Source organism: Pseudomonas sp. TS_SC_3 (assembly GCF_056156225.1).
In genome coordinates, this window is record NZ_CM149586.1 from 3,692,707 (window position 1) to 3,718,583 (window position 25,877).

Here is a 25,877-nt window from a genome sequence, read left to right on the forward strand (position 1 = left end):
TACACCATTGACCTGAGTCAAATGCGCCGGCGCCGTACGCAGGCCTGCCGAGGTGCAGGGTGAGCTGCTAACCTAGCGCCCTCACTCGCAGGCCGGTTCCCCCATGCTCAGCCTTTACCACGCCCCAGACCTAGAAACCCTCGGCGAGCTGGCCACCCGCTTACTGGCCACGCCGATGCGTGAGCCGTTTGCGCCCGCCTTGGTGGTGGTGCCCAGTCAGGGCATGGGCCGCTGGCTGACGCTGGAGTTGGCACGCAAGCAAGGCATTGCCATGCAGCTGGAGGTGCAGCTGCCGGCCAAGTTTGTCTGGGACGTGTCGCGGTTGTGCCTGGGGCAACTGCCGGAGCAATCGGCCTTCAGCCCCAGCAGCCTGAGTTGGCGCTTGTATGACTGGCTGTGCGAGCCCGAACAGCTGGCGCTGGCGCCGCGTCTGGCGCATTACCTGGACGGTGGCGATGAACGCCGACGGCTGTCACTGGCCGTCAAGATCGCCGACGTATTCGACCAATACCTGCTGTATCGCGACGACTGGCTGGCCGCCTGGGAACGCAGCGAGCTGCTCGACCTCGGCCCAGATGAAGGCTGGCAAGCGCTGCTCTGGCGTGAGCTGACCAAAGACGGCCACCCGCACCGTGCGCGCCTGCTCGAAGACTTGCTGACACGGCTGTACGCCGCCGCACCGATTGACGGCCTGCCCGAGCGCGTACTGGTGTTCGGCATCAGCTCTTTGCCGCCGCACCATATGCGCGTGCTGGAAGGGCTGGCGCGGCACACCGAGGTGATTATTTTCGCCCTTAACCCGTGCCGCGAAGCCTGGGGCGAGATTCGTGATATTCGGGAGTTGGCGCGTCAGCCGCAAAGCGCAGCGGACCATCAAGCGGCAAGCCCGGACGATTGGTATTTGGATGTGGGCCATCCGCTGCTGGCGAGCCTGGGTAAACAGGGCCGCGACTTTTTCGACAGTTTGTTCAGCCTGGCCTCCAGCGAGGGCAGCCAGGAGATTGGCCTGTACTCCGAGGATGACGACCTGCATGACGCCAGCCTGCTGCAAGCGCTGCAGAACGATATCCTGCGCCTGCGCACGCGCACGGCGGATGAGCGGTTGCTGCTGCGCGAGGATGACCGCTCGCTGGAGTTGCACATCGCTCACTCGCCCCTGCGCGAGGTGGAAATTCTGCATGACCAACTGCTTGCCCGCTTTGCGGCTGAGCCGCAGCTGACCCCCGATCAAGTGGTGGTGCTGACCCCGGATATCGAGCGCTATGCGCCCTATATCGAAGCGGTATTCGCCCCGCGTGAGGGGGTGCCGCGTGTGCCGTTCAGCCTGGCCGACCGCAGCCTGCGCGCGGAAATCCCGCTGATCGAAGCATTCCTCAGCCTGCTGGCGCTGCCGGACAGCCGCTTTACCGCTGAAGACGTGCTCAGCCTGCTGGAACAGCCCGCCGTCGCCCGCCGCGCCGGGATCGAAGCCGAAGACCTAAGCCTGCTGCGCGATTGGTTGCGCGAAGCCGGCGTGCGCTGGGGCCGTGACGATGGGCACCGCGAACAGCTCGGCTTACCGGCCGATGCAGCGTTTACCTGGCGCCAAGGGCTGGATCGGTTGCTGCTGGGCTTTGCCGCACCGCCGCAGCTGGCCGGGTCGGCGGCGCCCTTGCTCGGCAGCAACTGGCCGCTGGACGCGCTGGAAGGTGGCCGCGCACAACTGTTGGGGCGACTGGCCGGCTTTGTCGAGCGCCTCGCTGCACTGGCGCACAGCCTGCAGCGGCCACAGCCCTTGGGCGAATGGGCGCAAGCGCTGCAACAACTGATTGATCAGCTGTTTGATGAGCGTGAAGCCGGCGACACCTTATTGCTGCTGTCCAAAGCCTGCGCCGCGTTGCAGGAACAGGCCACGGCCTCCGGCGTTGAGCGGCCGATTGAACTGGCGCTGATTCGCCAGCAGCTCACCGCCGCCTTGGAACAGGGCAGCGCCGCATCGGGCTTTCTCACCGGCGCCGTGACCTTCTGCACCATGGTGCCGATGCGCAGCCTGCCGTTTCGCTTGGTCTGCCTGCTCGGCCTGGATGACGGCGCGCTGCCACGGCGTACCCCGGCGGCCGGCTTCGACCTGATCGGGCAAAAGCCCCGGCGCGGCGACCGCGCGCGCCGCTTGGACGACCGCTACCTGCTGCTGGAAACCCTGCTTTCGGCCCGTGGCGGCCTGTACCTCAGCTACGTCGGCCGCGACCCGCGCAGCAATGCCGAGTTGCCGCCCTCGGTGCTGGTCAGCGAACTGCTGGATGTGGTCGACCTCACCGCCGCGCCCATTGCCGGGCAGCCTGCCAGCGCCCATATCACCCATCAGCATCCGTTGCAGCCCTTCGCCCCCGGTAACTTCGCCGGTAACCGCCATGCCGGCTTTGCCGCGCCCTGGTTTCATGCGGCGCAGCGCCTGAGCCAGGCGGTAGAAAGCGCCGCGCCGTTTGCCAGCGTGTTGGCGGCGCCCGATAAAGATGGGCCGAACGGCGCTTCGCTGAGCATCGAGCCAAGCCAGCTGATCCATTGTTTCAAACACCCGGCGCGTTACCTGCTGGAGCAGCGCCTTGGCTTGCGCCTGGCGCAGAGTGAAGAAGCCCTGGCCGGCGATGAGCCATTCAGCGTCGAGTGGACCAGCCAGCATGGCTTGCGCCAGTTGGCGTTGCAGGCGGTCGAGCGCGGCTGGAGCGAGCGTGAAGAACGCGCCGTGGCGGCGGCTTCCGGCTGGTTGCCGGTGGGCGAGCTGGGCCAGGCGCACTGGGGGCAAATTCGCGGGCCGATCCGCGCCTTTGCGCCCACCCTGTTTGACGAGCGCCCGGATGACGCACCGCAACCGCTGTTGGTCGATATCGAGCTGGCGGGTGTACGCATCCACGGCTGGCTGGATGGTGTGACCCGTGAGGGGCTGTTCGACTACCGCCTGCGTGATCTCGGTGCTTGGGAGCTGGCGCCGTTCTGGCTGCGCCACTTGCTACTTAACTGCGCCGCCGCGCCGGGCATCAGCCGTGAGAGCCGTCTGCTGTCGCCCAAACGCGAGTGGCGGTTGGGCCCGCTGGCGGGGCCTCTGCAACTGCTTGAGCCCTGGCTGGAAGCCTACAAAACTGCGCTGTGTGAACCGCTGCCGCTGTTGGCCAAATGCAGCTACGGCTTCGCCAGCAAATGGCGCAACCCTGGGCGTAAAGAACCGGTTGACGCCGCCCGCAGCGAAGCGCGGCTGATGTGGCAAGGCAACGACTACATGACGGGCGAAGGCCAAGACCCCTGGAATGCCCTGGCCTTCCGTGACCGCGAGCCGCTGGATGAGCGCTTTGAGGCCCTGGCCGAACAACTCTACGGCCCGGCGCTGGATGCCCTGCAAGGCAGTGACGAGGACGAGGCATGAGCAGCGCTGCGTTAGACCTATTGCACGACAGCTTCAGCGGCCGCTCGCTGATTGAGGCCAGCGCCGGCACCGGCAAAACCTGGACCCTGACCGCGCTGTACGCCCGCTTGCTGCTGGAAAAGCAGCTCAGCGTCAGCCAGATTCTGGTGGTGACCTTTACCACCGCCGCCACCGCCGAACTGCGCGAGCGCATTCGCAAGCGCTTGGCTGAGTTGTTGGCGGTGTACGACAACGGCCCTGGCGCCGACACGCTGCTTAATGCGCTGCGTGCGCAGTACCCGGACGCTGCCAGCCATCGCCGGTTGCTGCTGGCCGTGCATGGGTTTGATGAAGCGGCGATTTTCACTATTCATGGGTTTTGCCAGCGCGCCCTGCAGGATGCCGCGTTTGAAGCGGGGGGCGATTTCGACAACGAGCTAACCCACGACGACCGCGAAATTATCGACGCCCTGCTCGCCGATCTTTGGCGGCATGAGCTTGCGGCGGCTGAGCCAGAGTGGGCGGCGTTTTTGGTGCAGCAGAAAATCACCCCGCAAAGCCTGCGCCAGCGTCTGCGCAGTCACCTCGGCAAACCCTATCTGCGCATTGAGCCGCAGCCGGGTACGCACAGCGACATGGCCGCTTTGCGCGCGGCTTGGCAACAGGCGCAGCGCCTCTGGCAGGGTGAAAGTGCAGGCTGGCTGGCGCAGCTCAAAGCCTTCGACGGCTTTAAAAGCAATATGTGCAACGCGGCCAAACTTAGCGCCTGGCAGGCCGAGCTAGACGGTTATTTCAGCGACGCCGCTGCGCTGTTTAGCAACACCGAAGCGCACCGCCGCCTGGCCCGCGAAGGGCTGAACAAGGCCAGCAAGAAAGGCTGCGACGCGCCGGCCAACCCGCTGGCCGCTGCGTTGCAAGAGCTGTGTGATGCCCTGGATGCGGCGCAGCCCGAAGCCGAACAGCGGCTGATTGACCTGCAGGTGCGTCTTATCGCCCAGCTCAATGAGCAACTGCCGGCGCGTAAGGCCGCGCAGCGCTTGTTGGCTTTCGACGACCTGCTCAACAAGCTGCAGCAAGCCTTGCAGAGTGAGGGCGGCGAACATTTGGCGAGCACCCTGCGCACGCAATACCCGGTGGCGCTGATCGACGAGTTTCAAGACACCGACCCGGTGCAGTACCGGGTGTTTCATCGCATTTATCAGGACGCTGGCGACCTGTGTTTTGTCGGTGACCCCAAGCAAGCAATTTACGCTTTTCGTGGCGCTGATCTGGCGACCTACATGCAGGCCCGCAGCGAGGCGGCGCGCCAGTTCAACCTGACCACCAACCACCGTTCTACGCCGCAGTTGATCGCCGCACTCAATCAGCTGTTCGACCGGCCCATGCCATTTGCCGAGCCCGGCCTGGATTACCAGCAGGTTGGCGCCAGCGACAAGGCCCGCGCGCAGCTGGTATTACCGGCGGTTGAAGGTGAGCAGGACGCGCCGCTGGCGCTGGTTTGGCTGGATGATGAACACCTGGGCAAGGGGCAGGCCGGCGCGCTGGTCGCCATCGATACGGCGCGGCGCATTGCTGCTGTGTTGGCCGCCAGCAGCCTGGGCGAGGCGTACTTTGCTCAAGGCGACGCCCGCACGCCGCTCAAAGGTGGCGATATCGCCGTGCTGGTCGCCAGTCACCGTCAGGCCGGCGAAGTCGCTGCCGAGCTGGCCGCCCGTGGCGTGCCCAGCGTGCGCCGCGGCAAGGAGAACGTCTGGCACAGCGAGGAGGCCGCCGAGCTAAGCGCCGTACTCGCCGCCTATGCCGAGCCGGGCCGCGAGGGCGCATTGCGCTATGCCCTGGCCAGCCGTTTGCTGGGCCGCAGCGCCGCCGATCTGGCCGCCTGCTCCGAGGATGCCCACGCCTGGGACGCTGAGCGCGAAGCCGCCGAGCGCTATCACCAACTCTGGCAGCAGCAAGGCTTTATGCGCGCCTTCCGCGCCTGGCTGGATGAGCAGCAAGTGGCCCAGCGCCTGCTGGCCCTGGTGGATGGCGAGCGCCGCCTGACCAACCTGCTGCACCTGGCCGAACTGCTGCAAACCGAAAGCCTGCAACGCCCGGGCTTGGAGCAATTACTCGCCTGGTTCAACGCCCAGCGCAGCGCCGAGGCCCATGGCGAAGATGCCTTGCTGCGTTTGGAAAGCGATGCCGAGCGGGTGCAGATTGTCACCATCCACACCTCCAAGGGTTTGGAATACCCATTGGTGTTCTGCCCCTACCTGTGGGACGGCGCGCTACTGCGCCAGCATGAAGACATCAGCTGCCACGCCGACGACGGCACGCCGCTGCTGGACCTCGGCAGCGAGCAGCTCGACACACACCGCGAGCGCGCCCGTCACGAGCGTTTCGCCGAAAAACTGCGCCTGACCTATGTCGCCCTGACCCGCGCCCGTGACCGCCTGTGGCTGCACTGGGGCCCGGTGGACTGCAAACCGAAAAAGGACGGCACCCTCGGCGACAGCGGCCTGCACAGCAGCGCCCTGGCTTGGCTGCTGCACGGCCGGCAATTGCCGGGTGAGGATGCCCTGGCTGAGCTGGCTGGGCACTTGCAAACCCTCAGCCCGCAGGGCGTGCACGCGGAAATCCAGCAACTGGTTGGCAGCAGCCATGGCCATATGAGCCTGCAGCCGCTGCGTGCTGACGAAGCCAACGCCGCCGGTGAACAGCGCGCGCCGGCTCCGCAGCAACTGTCGACGCTGCAACGCAGCCTGCACAGTGCCTGGCGCGTCGGCAGCTTTTCCGGCTTGGCCGCCGGCATGCACATGGAATCGCCCGACCGCGATGGCCTGGTCATTCCAGATGCCAGTGAGCCGGGCACGGGCTTTTTCGCCTTCCCCCGTGGCGCACGGGCCGGTACGTGCCTGCACGCCATTCTGGAAGATTGGGCACGCGGTAAGGCGGCGCTGGCCGAGCTGATTGAACCGGGCCTGAGCGGCCACGGCATCAGCAATGACTGGAATGCAGTGGCTCTGGAACAACTGCAGCAGGTGCTCGACTGCGATCTGGACGGCCAGGGCCTGACCCTGAGCGGGCTAAACCCCGCCCGCCGTCTGCCCGAGCTGGGCTTTACCTTCCCGGTCGCGGGGCTGGATATGCAGCGCCTGCGGGCGATTCTCAGTGATCCGGTCCATGGCCTGCCGGCACCCATGCGTGAGGCGGCGGCGCGCCTGGAATTCGATAGCCTCAAGGGCTTTCTCAAGGGCTTTATCGACCTGACCTTCGAGTACGACGGGCGCTGGTACATCGCCGACTACAAGTCCAACTGGCTCGGCCCGGACGCCAGCTACTACGGCGGCGAACGCCTGCTGCAAGCCCTGGCCGCCGAGCATTACTACCTGCAATACCTGATCTACCTAGTGGCGCTGCGGCGCTTTCTGCGCCAGCGATTAGCCGACTTTAATGATCAGCAACTGGGCGGCGCGTATTACCTGTTTTTGCGCGGCATGCCGAGCGCCGGGGTGTACTTCTCGCGCCCGGCGGATGGCTTGCTGGATGCGCTGGATAACCTGTTTGCGGAGGGTAAATGATGTGGCCCGTTAGCTTGGCAGGGATTGCTTGGGTAGGGTGGATGACGCTGTTTTCATCCACCGTTGCCAGTGGTGGATGGATGAAGCGCCATCCACCCTACGGGAGTGGACTATGACGCTTGCTGATCTGCCCCTTGGCCCGCTGGAGCGTGCGTTGGTCGCCAGCTTGCAGCGCCTTGACCCGGCTGCTGCGCCGGTGGTGTTGGCGTCGGCGGCGCTGCTGTGTACGGCGTTGGATAAGGGCGATGTGTGCCTGGCCCTGGTGCGTATGGCCGGGCAGCGGCCTTGGCCCGAGCATGCCTTCACGCTCCCAAAACTGGCGGATTGGTACGCGCAGCTGCAGGCCTCGCCACTGGTAGGCGCTGATGGTGAATTCACTCCGTTGATTCTCGACCACGGTCGCCTTTATCTGGCCCGTTACCAGGCTTACGAACGCCAATTGGCCGAACAGTTGTTGGCGCGCGCCGCCGATTTGCCTGATGTCGATGAAGCCCAGCTGAGCGAAAGCCTGGCCCGACTATTTGCCTTTAACCAGCAACAACCCGACTGGCAGCGCCTGGCCGCCGCGCAAGCGGTGCGGCGCAAGCTGGCGGTGATTTCCGGCGGCCCCGGCACCGGTAAAACCACCACCGTGGTGCGCCTGCTGGCGGCGCTTCTTGAGCAGTCTGGTAGCTCGTCTCTGGCCATCGGCCTGGCCGCGCCCACCGGTAAAGCCGCTGCACGCATGGCCGAAGCCATTCGTAATGCCAAAGCCCAGTTGCCGGTCAGTGAGGCGATCAAAGCCGCGCTGACCGACGAGGCGCGCACCCTGCACCGCCTGCTCGGCAGCCGTGGCGACAGCCCACAGGTGTGGCACAACGCGGCCAACCCGCTGGCGCTGGATGTGCTGGTGGTGGACGAAGCCTCGATGGTCGATCTGGCGCTAATGGCCAAGCTGCTTGACGCGCTGCCGCCCACTGCGCGGCTGATCCTGCTTGGCGATAAAGACCAGCTATGCGCGGTGGAAGCCGGCGCGGTATTCGCTGAACTCTGCGAGGGCCGTGGCTTTGATGCTCAGGCGGCGAGCGAACTGCAACGCATCACCGGCCAGCAGGTGCCGATCAGCCAGCCGACCTCGCAACTGGGCGATGCGGTGGTGTTGCTGACTCACAGCCACCGCTTTGCTGGCGACAGCGGCATCGGTGAGCTGGCGCGGCGCATTAACGGTGGTGATGTCAGCGGCACCCTTAATTTGCTCAAGGAAGGGCGCAGTGATCTGGCCTGGAACGCCGAGCCAACACCTACCGATCTGCTCGATCGCCTCGATCAGGGTTATGCGCCCTATATGGCTGCTGCGAAAAGTGCGGAGCCCGCCGCCGCCTTCGCCGCGTTCAATGCCTTCCGCGCGCTCTGCGCCCAGCGTGAAGGCGCGTGGGGCGTGGCCGGGATCAACGAAGCGCTGGAGGCCCGCATCAAGCGCCGTAGTCAGGTGGCCAGCCGCGAGCGCTGGTATGTTGGCCGGCCAGTGATGGTGCGGCAAAACGACTACGCCCTCGGTTTGTTCAACGGCGATATCGGCATCTGCCTGCACACTGAATACGGCCTGCGCGTCTTTTTTGAGGGCGAGTACGGCTACCGCCCCTTCGCCCCGGCGCGCCTGCCGAGCCACGACAGCGCCTTCGCCATGACCGTGCACAAAAGCCAGGGCTCGGAATTTGCCGAGGTGCTGCTGGTGCTGCCCGAACTGCCCAGCCCCTTGCTCAGCCGCAGCCTGTTCTACACCGGCATCACCCGCGCCAAACACAAGGTGGAAATCTGGGGCTTACCGGCGCGCCTCGGTGAAGCCGTCGCCACCCGCGCCGAGCGGGCGGCAGGGCTTGCCGAGCGACTGGCGGCAGGGCCTGTCAAACCCACACCTGCGTCCGTGGTGGTGGAAGAACCCAGTCAATTTGCGTTGTTTTGAGGGCTGAATGAAGGTCGTTTTTCTGATGATCTGGGCGCTGCTATTCCTGCCACTGGGTGGCTTCACCCTGATGGCGATAGGGAAAACCCCGAGCAACTATTGGTCATACCTGATTTTCAGCGGCATCACTTATGTCGGGTTTTGCAGTTGGCGTTTGATTCAAGAAAGCTACCGGCCGAGGGACTTATTTGAACCCAGCAACGCCGGCTATTGGCTGTGCCTGCTGCTCTTGCCGTTGTGTTTACTGCCGTTACTCGGCGCTTACAAAACCTGGCAACAGGGCGTTTATGTGTCCAGTTCATCCGGTAACCGGACTTACCTGAGCAGTCTATTGTTGGAAGGCGCGCAGGCATTGGTCGGCCACTGGGGGCCAATCGTACTGATGCTGGTCGCGGGCGTGGGGAGCCTGATTTTCTTGCTCAATGTGATCTCGCAGTACCGCCGCTGATCAGGCGTGTATGGGCATATTCACCGCCCCCAAATGACGAAGCCCAACGTAATACGTAAGTATCGGTTGGGCTTCGCTGTGCGACGTTAAAAATAGCACCCGGCTATTTTTTATGGCCTGCCATCCTTGGCGGCCACCCTGAGGGCCGTCGCTGCGCGACGTTAAAAATAGCTCCCGGCTATTTTTTCAGTTTGGGGTTGGGGAAGAACTGCACGGTCTGCACCTTGGGGTTAGCGACTTTAGGTTTTGACGCGCCAAGCGTGACCCGCGTGGGCAGCTCTTTCGGCACCGAGTTGCCGCGTTCATCCAGGGTGTCGGCATAGCCGCAGGCTACGCATTCGCGGTTGGGTACGCCGTTGACGTTCCACATCTGGATCTTGTCCATTTCGCTGCACGCCGGGCAGACGGCCCCGGCGATAAAGCGTTTGGCGGTGATGGTCACGGGTGCGTCGCTCATGCGGCCTCCTGGCTCAGGCCGAGGTGGCGCAGCAGGGCGTCGATGCTCGGCTCGCGGCCACGGAAATCAACAAACAGCACCATCGGTGCCTGTGAGCCGCCACGGGCCAGAATCGCCTCGCGGAAGGCTTGGCCGGTGGTGCTGTTAAACACGCCTTCTTCCTCGAACTTGGAGAAGGCATCGGCGCTCAGCACTTCGGCCCACTTATAGCTGTAGTAACCGGCCGCGTAACCACCGGCGAAGATGTGCGCGAAGCTGTTGGGGAAGCGGTTGTAGGCCGGTGGACGCAGCACCGAGACTTCCGCGCGGATGCCTTCGAGTACGTCGAGTACGCTGCGACCGTCGCCATGAGTGGCGTGCAGTTCGAAGTCGAACAGGCTGAACTCGATCTGCCGCACCATCATCAAGCCGGACTGGAAGTTCTTCGCCGCCAGCATCTTGTCCAGCAGGTCCTGTGGCAGCGGTTCACCGGTCTCGTAGTGTCCGGAAATCAGCGCCAGGCCTTCCGGCTCCCAGCACCAGTTCTCCATAAACTGGCTCGGCAGCTCCACAGCGTCCCAGGCCACGCCGTTGATACCGGACGCGCCAGCGTGTTCAACGCGGGTCAGCAAATGATGCAGGCCGTGGCCGAATTCGTGGAACAGGGTGGTGACTTCATCGTGGGTCAGCAGTGCTGGCTTGCCGCCGACCGCTGGCGTGAAGTTGCACACCAGGTTGGCCACCGGGCTGATCAGCTGGCCGGAAGCGTCGCGGCGTTTATCACGCGCGCCATCCATCCAGGCGCCGCCGCGTTTGTTGGCGCGGGCGTAGAGGTCGAAGAAGAAACGCCCGACGTGCGCGCCGTTTTCGGTTATTTCAAACAGGCGCACATCCGGGTGCCAGGTGTCGAAGCCGGACAGCTCGTTGATCTGGATGCCGTAGAGTTTCTCGACGATGGCGAACAGGCCGGTCAGCACTTTGTCGATGGGGAAGTAGGCCCGCAGGATTTCCTGGGAAATGCTGTAGCGCTGCTCGCGCAGCTTCTCGCTGTAGTAGCCGACGTCCCAGCTTTGCAGCTCGTTGCAGCCCTGTTCAGCGGCGAAGGCTTGCAGTTCGCGCAGGTCTTGTTCAGCAAACGGCTTGCCGCGTACGCCGAGATCACGCAGGAAGCTCAGCACCTGCTCGGTGCTTTCGGCCATTTTGCTGGCCAGGCTCAGCTCGGCGTAATTGCCGAAGCCCAGCAGCTTGGCCAGTTCCTGACGCAGGTCGAGGATTTCGTTCATCACCGGGCCATTGTCGTTCTGCCCGGCATTCGGCCCCTGATCGGAGGCGCGGGTGCAATAGGCGGCATACAGCTCTTCGCGCAGGGCGCGGTCGTTGGCGTAGGTCATTACCGCGAAGTAGCTGGGGAATTCCAGACTGATCAGCCAACCGTCCAGCCCCTTGGCCTCGGCGGCTTGCTGCATCTGCGCCTTGGCTGAGTCGGTCAGGCCGTCCAACGCGGCCTCGTCGGTCACGTGCTTGGTCCAGGCTTGGGTGGCATCTAGCAGCTGATTGGAGAAGCTGCTGGCCAGCTCGGACAGCTTCATCTGGATCTCGCCGTAGCGCTTTTGCTGCTCGGCTGGCAGGTCGATACCGGACAGGCGGAAGTCGCGCAGGGCGTGTTCGAGAATGGTCTTCTGCGCTACGTCGAAACCGGCGGCTGCCGGGCTTGCGGCCAGCGTCTGATAGGCCTGGAACAGCGGTTGGTTCTGGCCGATTTCGGTCCAGTATTCAGACAGCTTCGGCAAGCAAGCCTCGTAGGCCGCGCGCAGTTCGGCGCTGTTGCACACCGCATTCAGGTGGCTGACCGGGCTCCAGGCCTGACCCAGACGCGCGCCCAGTTCATCCAGGGCCAGCACCAGGCCGTCCCAGCTTGGGTCAGCGGCCTGTTGTTCCAGCAGGCGGCTCATGGCGACGCGGTTGTCGGCCAGAATCTGCTCAATGGCCGGCTCTACATGCTCGGGTTTGATCTGCGAGTAAGGCGGCAGGTCGAAGTCTTGCAGCAAGGGATTGTTCGCGGTCACTACGAGGCACCTGTGGCGAAGGGAGATAGGGTTGGCGCGCGATCAGCGGAAAGAATCCTGGCGCGATGACAACCGACATGGGGTCATCTTAATTACAATCAAGCTTTCCCGCAGCCCAAGAGATTTCTATCGTGGCGATTCGTACTTACCAGCAATTCACCCCACAGCTTGGCGAGCGCGTATTTGTTGACGTCTCGGCCGTGGTTCTTGGCGATGTGGAAATTGCCGCCGACAGCTCGGTCTGGCCGCTGGTGGTGATCCGCGGTGACATGCAAAGCATCCGCATTGGCGAGCGCAGCAGCATCCAAGACGGCAGCGTGCTGCACATCACCCATGCCGGGCCGTTTAACCCGTCCGGTTACCCGCTGATCATTGGCGATGAAGTGACCGTGGGCCACAACGTTACCCTGCACGGCTGCACCCTGGGTAACCGTATTCTGGTCGGTATGGGCAGCATCATCATGGATGGCGCGGTGGTGCAGGACGAGGTGGTGATCGGTGCCGGCTCTCTGGTGCCGCCGGGCAAGGTGCTGGAAAGCGGCTTTTTGTATGTTGGCAGCCCGGTGAAGCAGGCACGTCCGTTGACCGACAAGGAGCGCAATTTCTTCAGCTACAGCGCCGCCAACTACGTGCGGCTGAAGGATCAGCACCTGCTGGAAGGCTATGCCGGTTAATTAAGAGAGCGCGTGATGCATTACCAGAACATCCTGTTTGACCTCGATGGCACCCTTACCGACCCGCGTGAGGGGATTACCCGTTCGGTGCAGCATGCGCTGGCCAAGCTGGGTATCGATGAGCCTGACTTGCAAGCGCTGGAGCACTTTATCGGCCCGCCGCTGCTGCAGTGTTTTATGCACACCTATAACTTTGATGAGGCCACAGCCTGGCAGGCGGTGAACCATTATCGTGAGCGGTTCCGCGAAGTGGGGTTGTATGAGAACCAGCTGTTTGATGGTGTGGGCGAACTGTTGCAGTTGCTGCAGAACCAGCAGCGCACGTTGTACATCGCCACCAGCAAACCGACGGTGTTTGCCGAGGAAATTGCCCGGCACTTTGGCTTTGCCCAGCACTTTAAGATGATTTATGGCAGCGAGCTGGATGGCACGCGCACCGATAAAGTTGAGTTGATCGCCCATCTGCTGGAGCAAGAGCAGCTGCCTGCGCACAGCACGCTGATGATTGGTGACCGCAAGCATGACCTGATCGGCGCGCGGCGCAATGGTTTGCATGCGGCCGCGGTGGGCTATGGCTTTGGCAGTGCGGCTGAGTTGCAGGCCGAGGCACCCACCTACCACTTCCACAGCCTGGCCGAGCTGCATCAGGCGTTTGTCGGCTAAATCGGCGATGAGCTTGGGCGCACTCGGCAGCTTCTGCTAACCCTGTAGCCAGGATTGCGCTGCGCGTATCCGGGCTACATCCGGCCCTCTGACGCGCGGATAGGTTAGTAGTCGGCCTCGCTCATCCTCGGGTCAGCTATTTTTCTGATAGATGATCTTCTTGCTGCCACCGTCACAGCTGCCGACCACCATGTTGGGGTCTTGGGCGTCTTCGTTGGGCACGATTTCCAGGGTGTAGCTGGCAACGCCTGCGGCCTGGATTTTCACTTCGATCTCCGCACGCAGCTCTTCGCAGGGCTTGGGTGCGGCCAATACGCTGGTGCTGAGTAGGCCAAGCAGCACGGCCAGGGTGAATTTGTTCATTGCATCGTTCCTTTTGCGTGAACAGGGGTGGACTGTAGTTTGACTGGCTATCGCTTGTGCAAGTTCTCAGTGCCTGCAGATAGTTTGACCAAGGCGTGATGCCGCTCGGCCTGCGGCAGTTTGCCCAGCGCGGCGACACGCTGATAAAAGCGCGGCCAGTTGTAGTCGGCCTGAGCAAATAGCGCGGCGAAGGCGGGGATCCATCGGTCATACAGGCCGAAAGGCAACAGCTTGGCGTTGTTCAACGGGGCATTGATCCAGTGGTCGTACACGCCCACGCCGTGCCATTCATGCTCGCGCAATGTGCGGTATTCAGCGCGCAGCCGGGCGAATTCAGCGTGTTTAGCGGTGCGCATCTGCGCCGGCGACAGCGCGCTGTCATAGAGCTGCTGCAGGCGCGCTCGGCTGGCCAGAACCAAGGCGACAAATTGCTCGCGCTGCCGCTCGGCTTGCACGTCGCTGGGCGGCTGGCCTTGTGCGGCACGCCATTGGCGCAGGCCTTCGCGCTCGACAAAACTGGCGAAGGATTCATTGAACGCCGTGTCATCCGCCACATACAGCTGCTGGTGCGCCAGTTCGTGGAAGATGACGGCCACCAGGCGTTCATCACTCCAGCGCAACATGCTGTTGAGGATGGGGTCATCAAACCAGCCGAGGGTGGAATAGGCTTCGATGCCGGCCAGGTAGGTGTCCAGCCCTTGTTGTTTCAACAGCGCCGCCGCACCGCGCGCACGGCTTTGGCTGTAGAAACCGCGATAGGCCACGCAGCCGGCGATGGGGAAGCAGTGCAGCTCCGGCGCCAGGGAAAACTCCGGGGTGGCGAATACATTCCACACCACATAGGGCCGCTGGATATCGGCATACAGGCGATAACTGCGGTTGTTCGGCAGGGCCAGCTGGGCACTGGCAAAGTCCCGCGCCTGCAGAGCGATGGCCAAGCGTTGCTTGAGGCGGGGGTCGACCGTCGGCTTATTCAGCAGCTCGGCTATCGGCTCGCGGGCCTTGAGCAGCTGCAGCTGGCCGCCAGCCAGGTGGCTGTAGTAATCCAGGGTGCTGCAACCGCTCAGCAGCAGCGTGGCTGCCAGCGATATACAGCGCAGAGCATTGAACATGACGGATTACCCATGAGTTGACAGGCCGCCACGCTACCAGCGCAAGATCGGCGTAGGCTAGTGAGCCGCTAAATTGTGGAGGATCCCCATGCGTTATTTAGCCTTATTGGGTGCTGCGCTGGCGCTCAGCGCCTGCGCTTCACCCCTGCCACCGGCAGACCCTGACCAAGCCTGGGTTGAGCTGCGCAGCCATGCCGGCACGTTGCTGATGGCGGATCGCCTCGATGGCCAGCGCCTGAATGATGGGCGTTACTTCCAGGTACCGGCCGGTGCCCATGAGTTGCAGGCGCGCTTTCAGTTTGAGGTGAGCAGCGGTGGCGGCCCGGACGGGCTCTCTGAGCCACGCCAGGTGACCTGCGTGATTCGTGTGCAGCATGACCATTTCATAGCCGGCCAGCGCTACCGGCTGGAAGCACGGCCGTTGCTGTTGAAGGCGCAAGCCTGGCTCTACGATGAGCAGCGCAACCTGCTGGCGCGGGGTAACGTTTTGCGCTGCGGTAGTTTTTAAAAAGCAGCCTGCGATCTGCGCTGCCTCAAAAACTGGCCAGAAGGCGGTGTTTCGCAACGCCTGCTGGCCAGTGCTTCAGCAGGGCTGAATCAAGCGCCGTTATCGAACTGCGCTTCGAGGGTGATGTTGGCGTTGAGTACCTTGGACACGGGGCACCCGGTTTTAGCGGTGTTCACGGCGGTGTCGAATGCTGCGCGATCGGCTCCAGGGATTTTGGCGTGCAGGTAGAGGTGCACGGCCGTGATGGCAAAGCCGCCATCCTGTTTATCCAAGGTCACTTCGGCGCGGGTTTCGAGGCTGTCTGCTGTCATCCCAGCGTCGCCTAATTCCTTAGACAACGCCATGGAAAAGCAGCCGGCGTGAGCGGCGCCAAGCAGCTCTTCCGGGTTGCTGCCCGGCTGGCCTTCAAAGCGCGTATTAAAACCGTAGGGCACTTTGTTCAGTGCGCCGCTCTCGGTGGAAATCGTGCCGTTACCGTCCTTGATGCCGCCTTGCCAGTGGGCGGATGCTGTCTTCTTCATCGGGCTTCTCCTACACAGGGGGTGTAGGGTTCAGAGCCGAATCGGGCGGCACAAGTTCGATAAAACGTTCAGCGTAATTGCGCGACCAGCTCGAAGGCATGCAGCCGATCAGCGAAGTCATACAGGTCGCAGGTGAAGATCAGCTCATCAGCGCCGGTCTGCTCCAGCAGCATCTCCAGGCGTGCCCGAACTCTTTCCGGGCCGCCGATCACCGCCAGGCCGAGGAAGTTGTTCACGGCCTCTTTCTCATGCGCCAGCCACAGGCCTTGCATGCTGTTTACCGGTGGCTTCTGCACCAGGCTCTGGCCACGAATCAGGGCAAGAATGCGTTGATAGGCCGAGGTGGCCAGGTACTCGGCCTGCTCATCGGTGTCGGCGGCGATCAACGGTATACCGAGCATGACATAAGGCTTATCGAGCACGGCCGAAGGCTTGAAATGGTTGCGGTAGACGCGAATCGCCTCGTGCATGTAACGCGGCGCGAAGTGTGAAGCGAAGGCATAGGGCAGGCCCTTCTCGCCGGCCAGTTGCGCGCTGAACAGGCTGGAGCCGAGCAGCCAGATCGGTACGTTGGTGCCCGTACCGGGCATGGCAATCACCCGTTGGTCCGGCGTGCGTGGGCCCAAGTAGCGCTGCAGTTCCTCCACATCGGCAGGGAAATCATCAGCATTGCCAATCCGGTCGCGGCGTAGCGCCTGCGCGGTGAAGTGATCCGCGCCCGGTGCGCGGCCCAAACCGAGTTCGATACGGCCGGGGTAGAGCGTGGCCAGGGTGCCAAATTGTTCGGCAACCACCAGCGGTGCGTGGTTGGGCAGCATCACCCCGCCTGAGCCCAGGCGAATCTTCGACGTACCTGCGGCCAAGTAGCCCAACAGCACGGCAGTGGCCGAGCTGGCGATGCCGTCCATGTTGTGGTGTTCGGCCACCCAGAAACGCTCGAAGCCCAGGCGCTCAACATGCTGCGCCAGCGCCAGGGAATTGTGCAGGGCCTGGGCGGCGTTACCGTCGTCACGAATGGGGGCGAGGTCGAGGGTGGAGAATCTACTGTGTGCGAGTGCGCTCATCGGGCTACCTGTGGGTTATCCGGTTGCACGGCGCAGCAATGCGCCAATACCTGAGTTAGATAGTGGGGTTTGTTTGGCCGATTCCAAGGGGCAAGGCGGTGTGTCGGGCAGGCGGTAGAGCTGAGCGTCGGCAACCTGGCCAGCAAGGTGCTGTGGCCAGGCGCCTGGGCGTGGGTTAGCTGTTGCTCATGCGAAAGCCAATTTTCAGGGTGACCTGATAGTGGCCAACCTTGCCATCGACGATATGCCCGCGGGTTTCCGCCACCTCGAACCATTCAAGGTGGCGTACGGATTTGGCGCACTCTGCCAGGGCGTTTTCGATGGCATCCTCAATGCTGACTTTCGACGAGCCGACGATTTCGATTTTCTTGTAGGTGTGATGATCGGACATTGCATTCTCCCAGGTGGCTGAACAGGTGGGTCATGTAGTTGAGTCCCACCGGTGAACGTTAAAGTTCAGATTAGTCGCACTGGGTCGGCATGGCGGCTGGTGCCGGTCGCTAGCGCGCCAGCTCCTTGCGCAGCCACTGCGCGAGGCGTTCGGCGCGGTTGTCGCGGCTGCGTATCGGCACCCAAAGCGCCAGGCGCGCCGAGGTTTCGACAAAGCCCCAGGGCGCGACCAGGCGACCCGCCGCAAGGTCATCAGCGACCAGTTGCTGCGGCGCAATCGCTACACCCAGGCCGGCGGCTGCTGCTTCCAGCAGGTAATATAGATGCTCGAAACCCTGACCGAGCTTCAGCGCGGCGGTATCCAACGCATTGCTGATGGCCCAGCTGGGCCAGGCTTGTGGGCGCGAACTGGTGTACAGCAAGGGCTCGCTCAGCAGTGCGCCAGGCGGGGCCTGATGCAACTCGGCGAAGTGCGCATAACGCGGGCTGAGCACCGGGCCAATGCGCTCGGCCGCCAGCTCAAACACCTGCATATCCGCTGGCCACGGCGGTTCGGCGAACCACAAGGTGGCATCGACGCCGCTGCGGCGCGGGTCCAGCTCACCCTCACTGGCCGACAGTTGCAGGCGCAGTTCCGGCAACTCGCGGTTGAGTCGATCCAGGCGCGGGATAAACCAGCGCGCCAGCAGGCTGCCCGGGCAGGCCAACACAAAGGGCGCATCCGCCTGGCCCTGTTGCAGCTCGGCGCAGGTGCTGCGCAGGCGGCTGAACAGATCGGCGCTGACATCGCGTAGGCGAATGCCCGCATCTGTGAGTTTCAAGCCGCGTCCGTCTTTGTTGAACAGCGCCACGCCAAGGTGTTCTTCCAGCGCCCGCACTTGTCGGCTCACCGCGCCATGTGTGACGTACAGCTCGGCTGCGGCCTGGCTGATGCTGTTTAAACGGGCGGCGGCTTCAAAGGCGCGTAGGGCGTTGAGCGGCGGAAGATCCTGGCTCATGTGTGAGTTTTCCTGACAGGTTGTGGCGATCTTATCGCTTTTGCTGCGCGGGCCACAGCTTTATCCTGTGCCCATTGCCGTAGACGTAGGGCGAGTCGTTAAGCCCAGCAACTGCAGGCCTACTTTACCAAGGAGAACGCCATGACTTCCTTCCGCGCTGGTCCTGATGCCAACGGCCTGTTCGGCTCGTTCGGCGGCCAATACGTCGCTGAAACCCTGATGCCGCTGATCCATGACCTGGCTGCCGAATATGAGAAAGCCAAGCTTGATCCTAAGTTCGAGAAGGAACTGGCCTACTTCCAGCGTGATTTCGTCGGCCGCCCCAGCCCGCTGTACTTCGCTGAGCGCCTGACCGAGATGTGCGGCGGCGCGAAGATTTACTTCAAGCGCGAAGAGCTGAATCACACCGGCGCACACAAGATCAACAACTGCATCGGCCAAGTGTTGCTGGCCAAGCGCATGGGCAAAAAACGCATCATCGCCGAGACCGGCGCCGGCATGCACGGCGTGGCCACTGCCACCGTGGCGGCGCGCTTCGGCATGGAATGCGTGATCTACATGGGCAGCACCGACATCCACCGGCAGAACGCCAACGTGCTGCGCATGAAGCTGATGGGCGCCACCGTAATCCCGGTTGTTGCGGGTACCGGCACGCTGAAAGATGCGATGAACGAAGCCCTGCGCGACTGGGTAACCAACGTCGACAACACCTTCTACATGATCGGCACCGTGGCCGGCCCGCACCCGTACCCGGCCATGGTGCGCGACTTCCAGGCCGTGATCGGCAAGGAAACCCGCGACCAGATGCTCGCCCAGGAAGGTCGTTTGCCCGACAGCCTGATTGCCTGCATCGGCGGTGGCTCGAACGCCATCGGCCTGTTCCACCCCTTCCTCGATGACAAACAGATCAAAATCATCGGCGTGGAAGCGGCCGGTCACGGCATCGAAACCGGCAAGCACGCTGCCAGCCTGAACGGCGGCGTACCGGGCGTGCTGCACGGCAACCGCACCTTCCTGCTGCAGAGCGACGACGGCCAGATCATCGACGCCCACTCGATTTCCGCCGGCCTGGATTACCCCGGCATCGGCCCGGAACACGCCTGGTTGCATGAAGTCGGCCGCGTCGAATACACCTCCGTGACCGACACCGAAGCCCTCGAAGCCTTCCACATCTGCTGCCGCCAGGAGGGCATCATCCCGGCCCTGGAAACCGCTCACGCCCTGGCGGAAGTATTCAAGCGTGCGCCCAACCTGCCCAAGGATCACCTGATGGTGATTAACCTCTCCGGCCGTGGCGACAAAGACATGCAAACCATCGTGCACCACATGGAACAACAGGAGCAGCACGCATGAGCCGCCTGCAAGCCCGCTTTGCCGAACTGAAAGAGCAGAACCGCGCCGCGCTGGTGACCTTCGTCACCGGTGGCGACCCGAACTACGATGCCTCGCTGGCCATCCTCAAAGGCCTACCCGCCGCCGGTGCGGATGTGATCGAACTGGGCATGCCCTTTACCGACCCGATGGCCGATGGCCCGGCCATCCAGCTCGCCAACATCCGCGCACTGGACAACGGTCAGGACCTGGCGAAAACCCTGCAGATGGTCCGCGAGTTCCGCGAAGGCGAGCAGGTCACGCCGCTGGTGTTGATGGGCTACTTCAACCCGATCCACAAATACGGCGTCGAGCGTTTTATCGCTGAAGCCGTCGCTTCGGGTGTCGATGGTCTGATCGTCGTTGACCTACCGCCGGAACATAACGTCGACCTGTGCGACCCGGCGCAAGTCGCAGGTCTGGACTTTATCCGCCTGACCACCCCGACCACCGACGACAAGCGCCTGCCGAAAGTGCTCAACGGCAGCTCGGGCTTTGTTTACTACGTGTCGGTCGCCGGTGTGACCGGTGCCGGTGCGGCCACGCTGGATCACGTCGAACAGGCCGTGACCCGTCTTCGTCGCCACACCGACCTGCCCCTGTGCATCGGTTTCGGCATCCGCACCCCGGAACACGCGGCAACCATTGCCCGCCTGGCTGAAGGCGTAGTGGTGGGTTCGGCGCTGATCGACCAGATCGCCCATGCAACAAGCGACGCACAGGCCATAGACGGCGTGCTGAGCTTGTGCAGCGCTCTGGCTGAAGGTGTACGCGGCGCGCGCGTCTAATTTTGCGGTGCTAGCGCGTAGGGTGGATGACGCTTCACCCATCCACCGCTGTAGTCGCGTAGCCCGGATGCAATCCGGGATCATTTATTGCCAGTAAACCGTTCCCGGATTTCATCCGGGCTACGGGTTCGGTGTAGGGTGGGCGGCGAAATGTCATCCAACGTTGTTTACTTACTCCGAGTCTCGCCATGTCCCGTCCAGCCGTTGCCCGCAAACCCCGCGCCAGTAGCCAGAGCCGCATCGCCGGCATTCTTGCGGCTGCCCGTGAACTGCTGGCCGAGCAGGGCGTAGCGGGTCTGTCGATTTACAGCGTGGCCGAGCGTGCGGCGATTCCGCCCTCATCGGTGTACCACTTCTTCGCCAGCGTACCGGCGTTGCTGGAGGCGCTGACGGCCGATGTTCACGCGGCCTTTCGCGCCTGCTTGCAGGCGCCAATCGAGCACGATCAGCTGCGTGACTGGCGTGACCTGTCACGGCTGGCTGAGCAGCGGATGTTGGCGATTTATGCGGATGATGCCGCGGCGCGCCAGCTGATTCTGGCGCAGCACGGTTTGGCGGAAGTAACCCAAGCGGATCGGCTGCACGACATCGAGTTGGGTCAGGCGCTGCAGCTGTTATTCGACCGCCACTTTCCCTTGCCGCAGCTGCCGGATGACGTCGATGTATTCGCCCTGGCCATGGAGCTCGGCGACCGTGTGTACGCCCGTTCGGTGCAGCTGCATGGCGTTATCACCCCGCGCATGGCCGAGGAAGGCATGCGGGTGTTCGATGCGTATCTGGGTTTGTATCTGCCCCGCTATCTACCCAAAAGGGCGCTATAGCGCCCTTTTCATTCGTAGAGTGGGTTACGCAGCACTCGCATGCCGCCGTCTTGCGTAAGTCATGCGCCAGGTGCTGCTCACCCACCCGCCAAAAGCGCCAGGTTCTACAGTGCCTTTTCAAACACCTGCGAGTTGCGTTGGAAGTTGTACAGCGAGGCCCGCGCAGCGGGCAGGCGGTCGACGCTGCTGAGCACGAAGCCCCGCTCGCGGAACCAGTGGGCGGTGCGCGTGGTGAGCACGAACAGGGTTTTCAGGCCCTGAGCGCGGGCGCGCTCTTCAATGCGTTCGAGCAATTCATCGCCCCGGCCGCCATGGCGGTAGGCTGGGTTGACCGCCAGGCACGCCAGCTCGCCGAAATCCGAGTCGGCAATTTGGTACAGCGCCGCGCAGGCGATGATCAGTCCTTCGCGCTCGACGATGCTGAACTGCTCGATCTCGCGCTCCAGTACTTCACGCGAGCGACGTACCAGAATGCCTTGGTCTTCCAGTGGGGTGATCAGCTCCATCAGGCCGCCGACGTCCTCGATGGTCGCCTCGCGCAGTGATTCAAATTGCTCCTGCGCCACCAGGGTGCCGTTGCCGGTGCGGGTGAACAGCTCACTGAGCAGGGCGCCGTCCTCGGCATAGCTGACGATATGGCTGCGCCGTACGCCGCCCTTGCAGGCCTCTGCTGCCGCGTCGAGCAGTTCTGCCTGGTAGCTGTTACCCAGGCGTTGCAAGTGTGCCGGCACCTGTTGCGGGCGCAGTTCACGCACCAGCTTGCCGGCCTCGTCGAGCAGGCCGCATTCGGCGCCGAACAGCAGCAGTTTGTCGGCATCCAGGTCAATGGCGGCGCGGGTGGCAACGTCTTCACAGGCCAGGTTGAAGATTTCCCCGGTCGGCGAATAACCCAGCGGCGAGAGCAGCACGATGCTGCGCTCATCCAGCTGACGGTTGATGCCCTTGCGGTCGATGCGCCGCACTTCGCCGGTGTGGTGGTAGTCAACGCCATCGACCACGCCAATCGGCCGTGCCGTAACAAAGTTGCCGCTGGTCACGCGCATGCGTGAGCCCTGCATCGGCGAGCGCGCCATGTCCATCGACAGGCGTGCTTCGATGGCGATGCGCAGCTGGCCGACGGCATCAATTACGCAATCCAGCGTAGGGCTGTCAGTGATCCGCAAGTCGCGGTGATAGCGCGGGGTCAGCCCGTTGTTCGCCAGGCGCGCTTCAATTTGCGGGCGCGAGCCGTGCACCAGTACCAGGCGCACGCCAAGGCTGTGCAGCAGCACCAGGTCATGAACGATATTGCCGAAGTTGGCGTGGGCAACGCCCTCGCCGGGCAGCATCACCACAAAGGTGCAGTCACGGTGGGCATTGATATAGGGCGAAGCGTGGCGGAGCCAATTAACGTGGTCGTGCATTACTTGAAGAACCTGTGTCGAGTGCGGAACGCATGGGGTGGCGCGGGCGCGCCAGAGGAGGCAGCCAGGAGCGGTTTTATCGTCGCAGTTGGGACAGCTTCACGCGTTCTCTCCTCCGCATCATGCAGTTTTCAGGCAGTAATGTTCGATCAGTTGTTGCAGCAGACGCACGGTTGGCTGCAAACGTGACATTTCCAGGTATTCCCCTGGCTGGTGGGCGCAGTTGATATCGCCCGGGCCGAGCACCAGGGTTTCGCAACCCAGCTGCTGAAGATAAGGCGCTTCGGTGGCAAATGCCACCGACGTGGCGCTGTGCCCGGTCAGGCGTTCGGCGATGCGCACCAGCTCAGTGTCGGCGTTTTGCTCAAAGGGCGGCACGCTGGGGAACAGTGGGGCGAAGTCGATCTTCACTTGATGCTGTTCGGCCAGCGGCTGCAGCTTCTGGCGGATGGCCGCGCGCAGGGCTTCTGGCTGCATGCCGGGTAGCGGGCGCAGGTCGAACTCCAGCGAGCATTGGCCGCAGATGCGGTTGGGGTTGTCGCCGCCGTGGATGCAGCCAAAGTTCAGGGTTGGCGTGGGCATGCTGAATTGTGGGTTGTTGTACTCACGCTGCCAGTGCGCGCGCAGCCCGCGCAGTTCCAGCATCACGTCCTGCATGGCTTCCAGGGCGCTATGGCCCAAGCTCGGGTCAGAGGAGTGGCCGCTCTGCCCGAGAATGTCGATGCGCTCCATCATGATGCCTTTGTGCAGGCGAATGGGTTTGAGCCCAGTCGGCTCACCAATCACCGCCGCACGGCCCAGCGGTCGACCGGCAGCGGCCAGGGCGCGGGCACCGGACATCGAGCTTTCTTCATCACAGGTGGCGAGAATCAGCAGCGGCTGCTGGAAGCGCTGCTCCAGCAAGGGTTGTACGGCTTCGATAATCAGGGCGAAAAAACCCTTCATGTCGCAACTGCCCAGGCCCACCCAGCGGCCATTCACCTCGGTGAGCTTGAGCGGGTCGGTTTGCCACAGCGCGGCGTCGAACGGCACGGTGTCGCTATGCCCGGCCAGCACCAAGCCGCCAGGGCCGGAGCCGTAGCTGGCAAGCAGATTGAATTTGCCGGGAGCGATTTCCTGCACGTCGCAGGCGAAACCAAGGTCGCCGAGCCAGCTGGATAGCAGCTCAATAACAGCGCGGTTGGACTGGTCCCAATGGGCTTGGGTGCAGCTCACCGAGGGGGCAGCGATCAGGGCGGCGAATTGGTCTTTGAAGGAGGGCAGGGTCATCGGCGGTCTCCGCAGGCGATGACCCATGATAGGGGCATCGCCTTTGCAGATGAAACCGCTACGGGCGTTTAGAGGAAAATGCCGCGCAGGATATAGAAGAAGACAATCGACAACGCTGCGCCAATGGGCAGGGTGATCAGCCAGGACATAAAGATCTTACCGATCACGCCCAGATTCAGTGCGCCGATACCGCGCGCCAGGCCGACCCCGAGAACCGCGCCCACCAGCGTGTGGGTGGTGGAAACCGGTAGGCCGATGGCCGAGGCGCCCACTACGGTGGTGGCGGTGGCCAGTTCGGCAGCAAAGCCGCGGCTTGGGGTCAGCTCGGTGATTTCCTTGCCGATGGTGGCGATCACCTTGTAACCATAGGTGGCGAGGCCGATCACGATACCCACCGCGCCCAGCAGCAGCACCCAGCCTGGAACGGCGGATTTGGCACCAACAGCCATTTCACCACCGGACTGAATCACCCCAACAATCGCCGCCAGTGGGCCGACTGCGTTGGCCACATCGTTGGAGCCGTGGGCAAAGGCCATGGCGCAGGCGGTGAAGATCATCAGCACGGCGAAGACTTTCTCCACGCTGGCGTAGTGGAAGTCTTTGTCTGCCTCGACGTCGATCTTGATGCGGCTCAGCAGGATGATGCCCAGCAGCATGACCAGTGCGCCCACGCCGAGGGACAGGAAGAAACCTTCAGTGCTGGAGAGGTCCAGGCCGATATGCTTGAGGCCCTTGGTCAGGGTCATGACGCTGACCATAAAACCGGTGGCAAACATATACATCGGTACGAAACGCTTGGCGTTAAGGAAGGGGTTGTCGGTGTCGATGATCAGCTTTTGCACGCTGACAAACAGGCCAAAGGCGACGAAGCCGGACAGCACGGGTGAAACCACCCAGCTGGCAACGATGGGGCCAACACCGGCCCAGTTCACGGCATCCATGGACACGCCAACGGCGGCAAAACCGATGACCGCGCCGACGATGGAGTGGGTGGTGGAAACCGGCCAGCCCTTGGTCGAGGCCACCAGTAGCCAGGTGCCCGCAGCCAGCAGCGCTGACATCATGCCCAGCACCATCAAATCCGGGGTGATCATCGACGCATCGACGATGCCGCTCTTGATGGTCTCGGTCACTTCGCCGCCAGCCAGATAAGCACCGGCGAATTCGAAGACCATGGCGATCAGGATCGCCTGTTTGATGGTCAGTGCGCGTGAGCCCACTGAAGTGCCCATGGCGTTAGCCACATCATTGGCGCCCACACCCCAGGCCATAAAGAAACCAAAGAGACAGGCAAGCAGCAGCAATACGAGGCCGTAGTCCGCAATCAGAGACATAAATAATTAATCCGTGGATTCCAGAAAGGACACTGGCGCATTAGCGCGCCAGCAGTTGTTCCAGTCGGTTGCCGACACGTTCGGCTCGGTCGGCTACATCGCCGATCCATTCGATGATCTGATAGAGAAACATCACATCGATAGGCGGGAGATCCTTTTCCAGCTTGAACAGGGTGCGGCGAACTTCAACTTGCATCTTGTCGGTGTCGCGTTCGATTTGCTCCAGCTCCATAACCATGGACTCAACCAACGCGGCTTCACGGCCACCAAAGCCGGTTTCCAGCAATTCATCCAGCTCGTTCATGGCTTTCAGCGCTTGGGCGCTGGCATCCACAGTACGCTGCACGAATGCGCGCATCAGCGGCTGTAGCGCCGGTGGAATGGTCATCTCGCGGCCGAGCATGAGGCCGGCGATGTCCTTGGCGCGGTTGGCGACTTTGTCCTGTACACTCAGCAGCTCAAGCAGGTCCGAGCGCGGTACGGGCAGGAACAGACTCTTGGGCAGGTGCAAACGCACGCTTTTCTTGAGCTTATCGGCCTCACCTTCGAGGCTGGCCATTTCCTGTTGTACCTGTTCTACCTTGGCCCAATCCTCGACCATCACAGCTTCGAAGAAAGGCACCAGGTTGGCTGCACACTCGTGGGCTTTGGCAAAGTGCTTTTGCATCGGCCCAATGGGTGAACGGCCAAACAGGCTGGCAAATGGATTGACTGGCATAGGGTGAACCCCGGCGTTAAGAAGGCGGCAAGTATACGGATCAGTCCAC

22 protein-coding genes are annotated in these 25,877 nt (G+C 62.9%); 10 read left to right on the forward strand and 12 right to left on the reverse strand.

Annotated features, from left to right (window positions below; all coding sequences use genetic code 11):
• The first annotated feature begins 103 nt into the window (after positions 1-103).
• From recC to AC0J6G_RS17380, 4 genes are all read left to right on the forward strand, one after another.
• The gene (gene recC, locus AC0J6G_RS17365) at positions 104-3,397 is read left to right on the forward strand and encodes an exodeoxyribonuclease V subunit gamma (RefSeq protein ID WP_475249854.1); all 3,294 of its coding nucleotides are present in this window, start codon (positions 104-106) and stop codon (positions 3,395-3,397) included.
• Positions 3,394-6,939: an exodeoxyribonuclease V subunit beta gene (gene recB, locus AC0J6G_RS17370; protein WP_475249856.1), complete on the forward strand. Its 3,546-nt coding sequence runs from the start codon at positions 3,394-3,396 to the stop codon at positions 6,937-6,939. Before recC ends, recB begins: the two co-directional genes overlap by 4 nt.
• A 112-nt stretch (positions 6,940-7,051) precedes the next feature.
• On the forward strand, positions 7,052-8,881 hold the full coding sequence (gene recD, locus AC0J6G_RS17375) for an exodeoxyribonuclease V subunit alpha (RefSeq protein ID WP_475249858.1): 1,830 nt from the start codon (positions 7,052-7,054) through the stop codon (positions 8,879-8,881).
• Between the two features lie 7 nt (positions 8,882-8,888).
• Entirely contained in the window at positions 8,889-9,329 is a 441-nt protein-coding gene (locus AC0J6G_RS17380) for a hypothetical protein (protein ID WP_475249860.1), read from the forward strand.
• Between the two features lie 178 nt (positions 9,330-9,507).
• Here AC0J6G_RS17380 and AC0J6G_RS17385 read toward each other — a convergent pair whose 3' ends face one another.
• Together AC0J6G_RS17385 and prlC are read right to left on the reverse strand one after the other, a co-directional pair.
• Positions 9,508-9,786 carry a YheV family putative zinc ribbon protein gene (locus AC0J6G_RS17385; RefSeq protein WP_475249861.1) on the reverse strand — a complete coding sequence of 93 codons (279 nt, stop codon included), beginning with the start codon at positions 9,784-9,786 and terminating at the stop codon, positions 9,508-9,510.
• Complete coding sequence (prlC, locus tag AC0J6G_RS17390) at positions 9,783-11,831, reverse strand: oligopeptidase A (RefSeq protein ID WP_475249863.1); 2,049 nt, start codon at positions 11,829-11,831, stop codon at positions 9,783-9,785. The genes AC0J6G_RS17385 and prlC overlap by 4 nt, the downstream gene beginning before the upstream one ends.
• A 131-nt stretch (positions 11,832-11,962) precedes the next feature.
• Between prlC and AC0J6G_RS17395 the strand changes: the two genes are divergently transcribed.
• Complete coding sequence (locus tag AC0J6G_RS17395; protein ID WP_475249865.1) at positions 11,963-12,505, forward strand: gamma carbonic anhydrase family protein; 543 nt, start codon at positions 11,963-11,965, stop codon at positions 12,503-12,505.
• Positions 12,506-12,520: 15 nt separating this feature from the next.
• A complete protein-coding gene (locus AC0J6G_RS17400) occupies positions 12,521-13,168 on the forward strand; it encodes an HAD family hydrolase (RefSeq protein WP_475249867.1) in 648 nt (215 codons plus the stop codon).
• Between the two features lie 132 nt (positions 13,169-13,300).
• Here AC0J6G_RS17400 and AC0J6G_RS17405 read toward each other — a convergent pair whose 3' ends face one another.
• Together AC0J6G_RS17405 and AC0J6G_RS17410 are read right to left on the reverse strand one after the other, a co-directional pair.
• Entirely contained in the window at positions 13,301-13,531 is a 231-nt protein-coding gene (locus AC0J6G_RS17405) for a DUF1161 domain-containing protein (protein ID WP_475249869.1), read from the reverse strand.
• A 47-nt stretch (positions 13,532-13,578) separates the two neighbouring features.
• A complete protein-coding gene (locus AC0J6G_RS17410) occupies positions 13,579-14,643 on the reverse strand; it encodes an aminopeptidase (RefSeq protein ID WP_475249871.1) in 1,065 nt (354 codons plus the stop codon).
• Positions 14,644-14,731: 88 nt separating this feature from the next.
• Here AC0J6G_RS17410 and AC0J6G_RS17415 point away from each other — a divergent pair, with 88 nt between their 5' ends.
• Complete coding sequence (locus tag AC0J6G_RS17415) at positions 14,732-15,151, forward strand: PA0061/PA0062 family lipoprotein (RefSeq protein WP_475249873.1); 420 nt, start codon at positions 14,732-14,734, stop codon at positions 15,149-15,151.
• A gap of 89 nt (positions 15,152-15,240) precedes the next feature.
• On the opposite strand, the gene AC0J6G_RS17420 is transcribed toward AC0J6G_RS17415, so the two are convergent.
• The 4 genes from AC0J6G_RS17420 to AC0J6G_RS17435 all read right to left on the reverse strand — a co-directional run bounded on the left by AC0J6G_RS17420 (position 15,241) and on the right by AC0J6G_RS17435 (position 18,124).
• Positions 15,241-15,672 (reverse strand): OsmC family protein, encoded by a 432-nt coding sequence (locus tag AC0J6G_RS17420; protein ID WP_475249875.1) that lies wholly within the window; start codon positions 15,670-15,672, stop codon positions 15,241-15,243.
• A gap of 68 nt (positions 15,673-15,740) precedes the next feature.
• Complete coding sequence (locus AC0J6G_RS17425) at positions 15,741-16,736, reverse strand: LLM class flavin-dependent oxidoreductase (RefSeq protein WP_475249877.1); 996 nt, start codon at positions 16,734-16,736, stop codon at positions 15,741-15,743.
• A 175-nt stretch (positions 16,737-16,911) separates the two neighbouring features.
• On the reverse strand, positions 16,912-17,127 hold the full coding sequence (locus AC0J6G_RS17430; RefSeq protein ID WP_475249879.1) for a dodecin: 216 nt from the start codon (positions 17,125-17,127) through the stop codon (positions 16,912-16,914).
• Between the two features lie 109 nt (positions 17,128-17,236).
• A complete protein-coding gene (locus AC0J6G_RS17435; RefSeq protein WP_475249881.1) occupies positions 17,237-18,124 on the reverse strand; it encodes a LysR family transcriptional regulator in 888 nt (295 codons plus the stop codon).
• Positions 18,125-18,265: 141 nt separating this feature from the next.
• On the opposite strand from AC0J6G_RS17435, the gene trpB reads away from it, so the two are divergent.
• The 3 genes from trpB (at position 18,266) to AC0J6G_RS17450 (ending at position 21,104) form a co-directional block, all read left to right on the forward strand.
• On the forward strand, positions 18,266-19,477 hold the full coding sequence (gene trpB / locus AC0J6G_RS17440; protein WP_475249883.1) for a tryptophan synthase subunit beta: 1,212 nt from the start codon (positions 18,266-18,268) through the stop codon (positions 19,475-19,477).
• A complete protein-coding gene (gene trpA / locus AC0J6G_RS17445; RefSeq protein ID WP_475249885.1) occupies positions 19,474-20,283 on the forward strand; it encodes a tryptophan synthase subunit alpha in 810 nt (269 codons plus the stop codon). Before trpB ends, trpA begins: the two co-directional genes overlap by 4 nt.
• Positions 20,284-20,471: 188 nt before the next feature.
• Positions 20,472-21,104: a TetR/AcrR family transcriptional regulator gene (locus AC0J6G_RS17450; protein ID WP_475249887.1), complete on the forward strand. Its 633-nt coding sequence runs from the start codon at positions 20,472-20,474 to the stop codon at positions 21,102-21,104.
• Positions 21,105-21,208: 104 nt separating this feature from the next.
• Here AC0J6G_RS17450 and argA read toward each other — a convergent pair whose 3' ends face one another.
• From argA to AC0J6G_RS17470, 4 genes are all read right to left on the reverse strand, one after another.
• The gene (argA, locus tag AC0J6G_RS17455) at positions 21,209-22,507 is read right to left on the reverse strand and encodes an amino-acid N-acetyltransferase (protein ID WP_475249889.1); all 1,299 of its coding nucleotides are present in this window, start codon (positions 22,505-22,507) and stop codon (positions 21,209-21,211) included.
• Between the two features lie 120 nt (positions 22,508-22,627).
• Complete coding sequence (gene argE, locus AC0J6G_RS17460; RefSeq protein ID WP_475249891.1) at positions 22,628-23,776, reverse strand: acetylornithine deacetylase; 1,149 nt, start codon at positions 23,774-23,776, stop codon at positions 22,628-22,630.
• A gap of 68 nt (positions 23,777-23,844) precedes the next feature.
• Entirely contained in the window at positions 23,845-25,110 is a 1,266-nt protein-coding gene (locus AC0J6G_RS17465; RefSeq protein WP_475249893.1) for an inorganic phosphate transporter, read from the reverse strand.
• A gap of 40 nt (positions 25,111-25,150) precedes the next feature.
• The gene (locus AC0J6G_RS17470) at positions 25,151-25,828 is read right to left on the reverse strand and encodes a TIGR00153 family protein (RefSeq protein ID WP_475249895.1); all 678 of its coding nucleotides are present in this window, start codon (positions 25,826-25,828) and stop codon (positions 25,151-25,153) included.
• Positions 25,829-25,877: the final 49 nt, after the last annotated feature.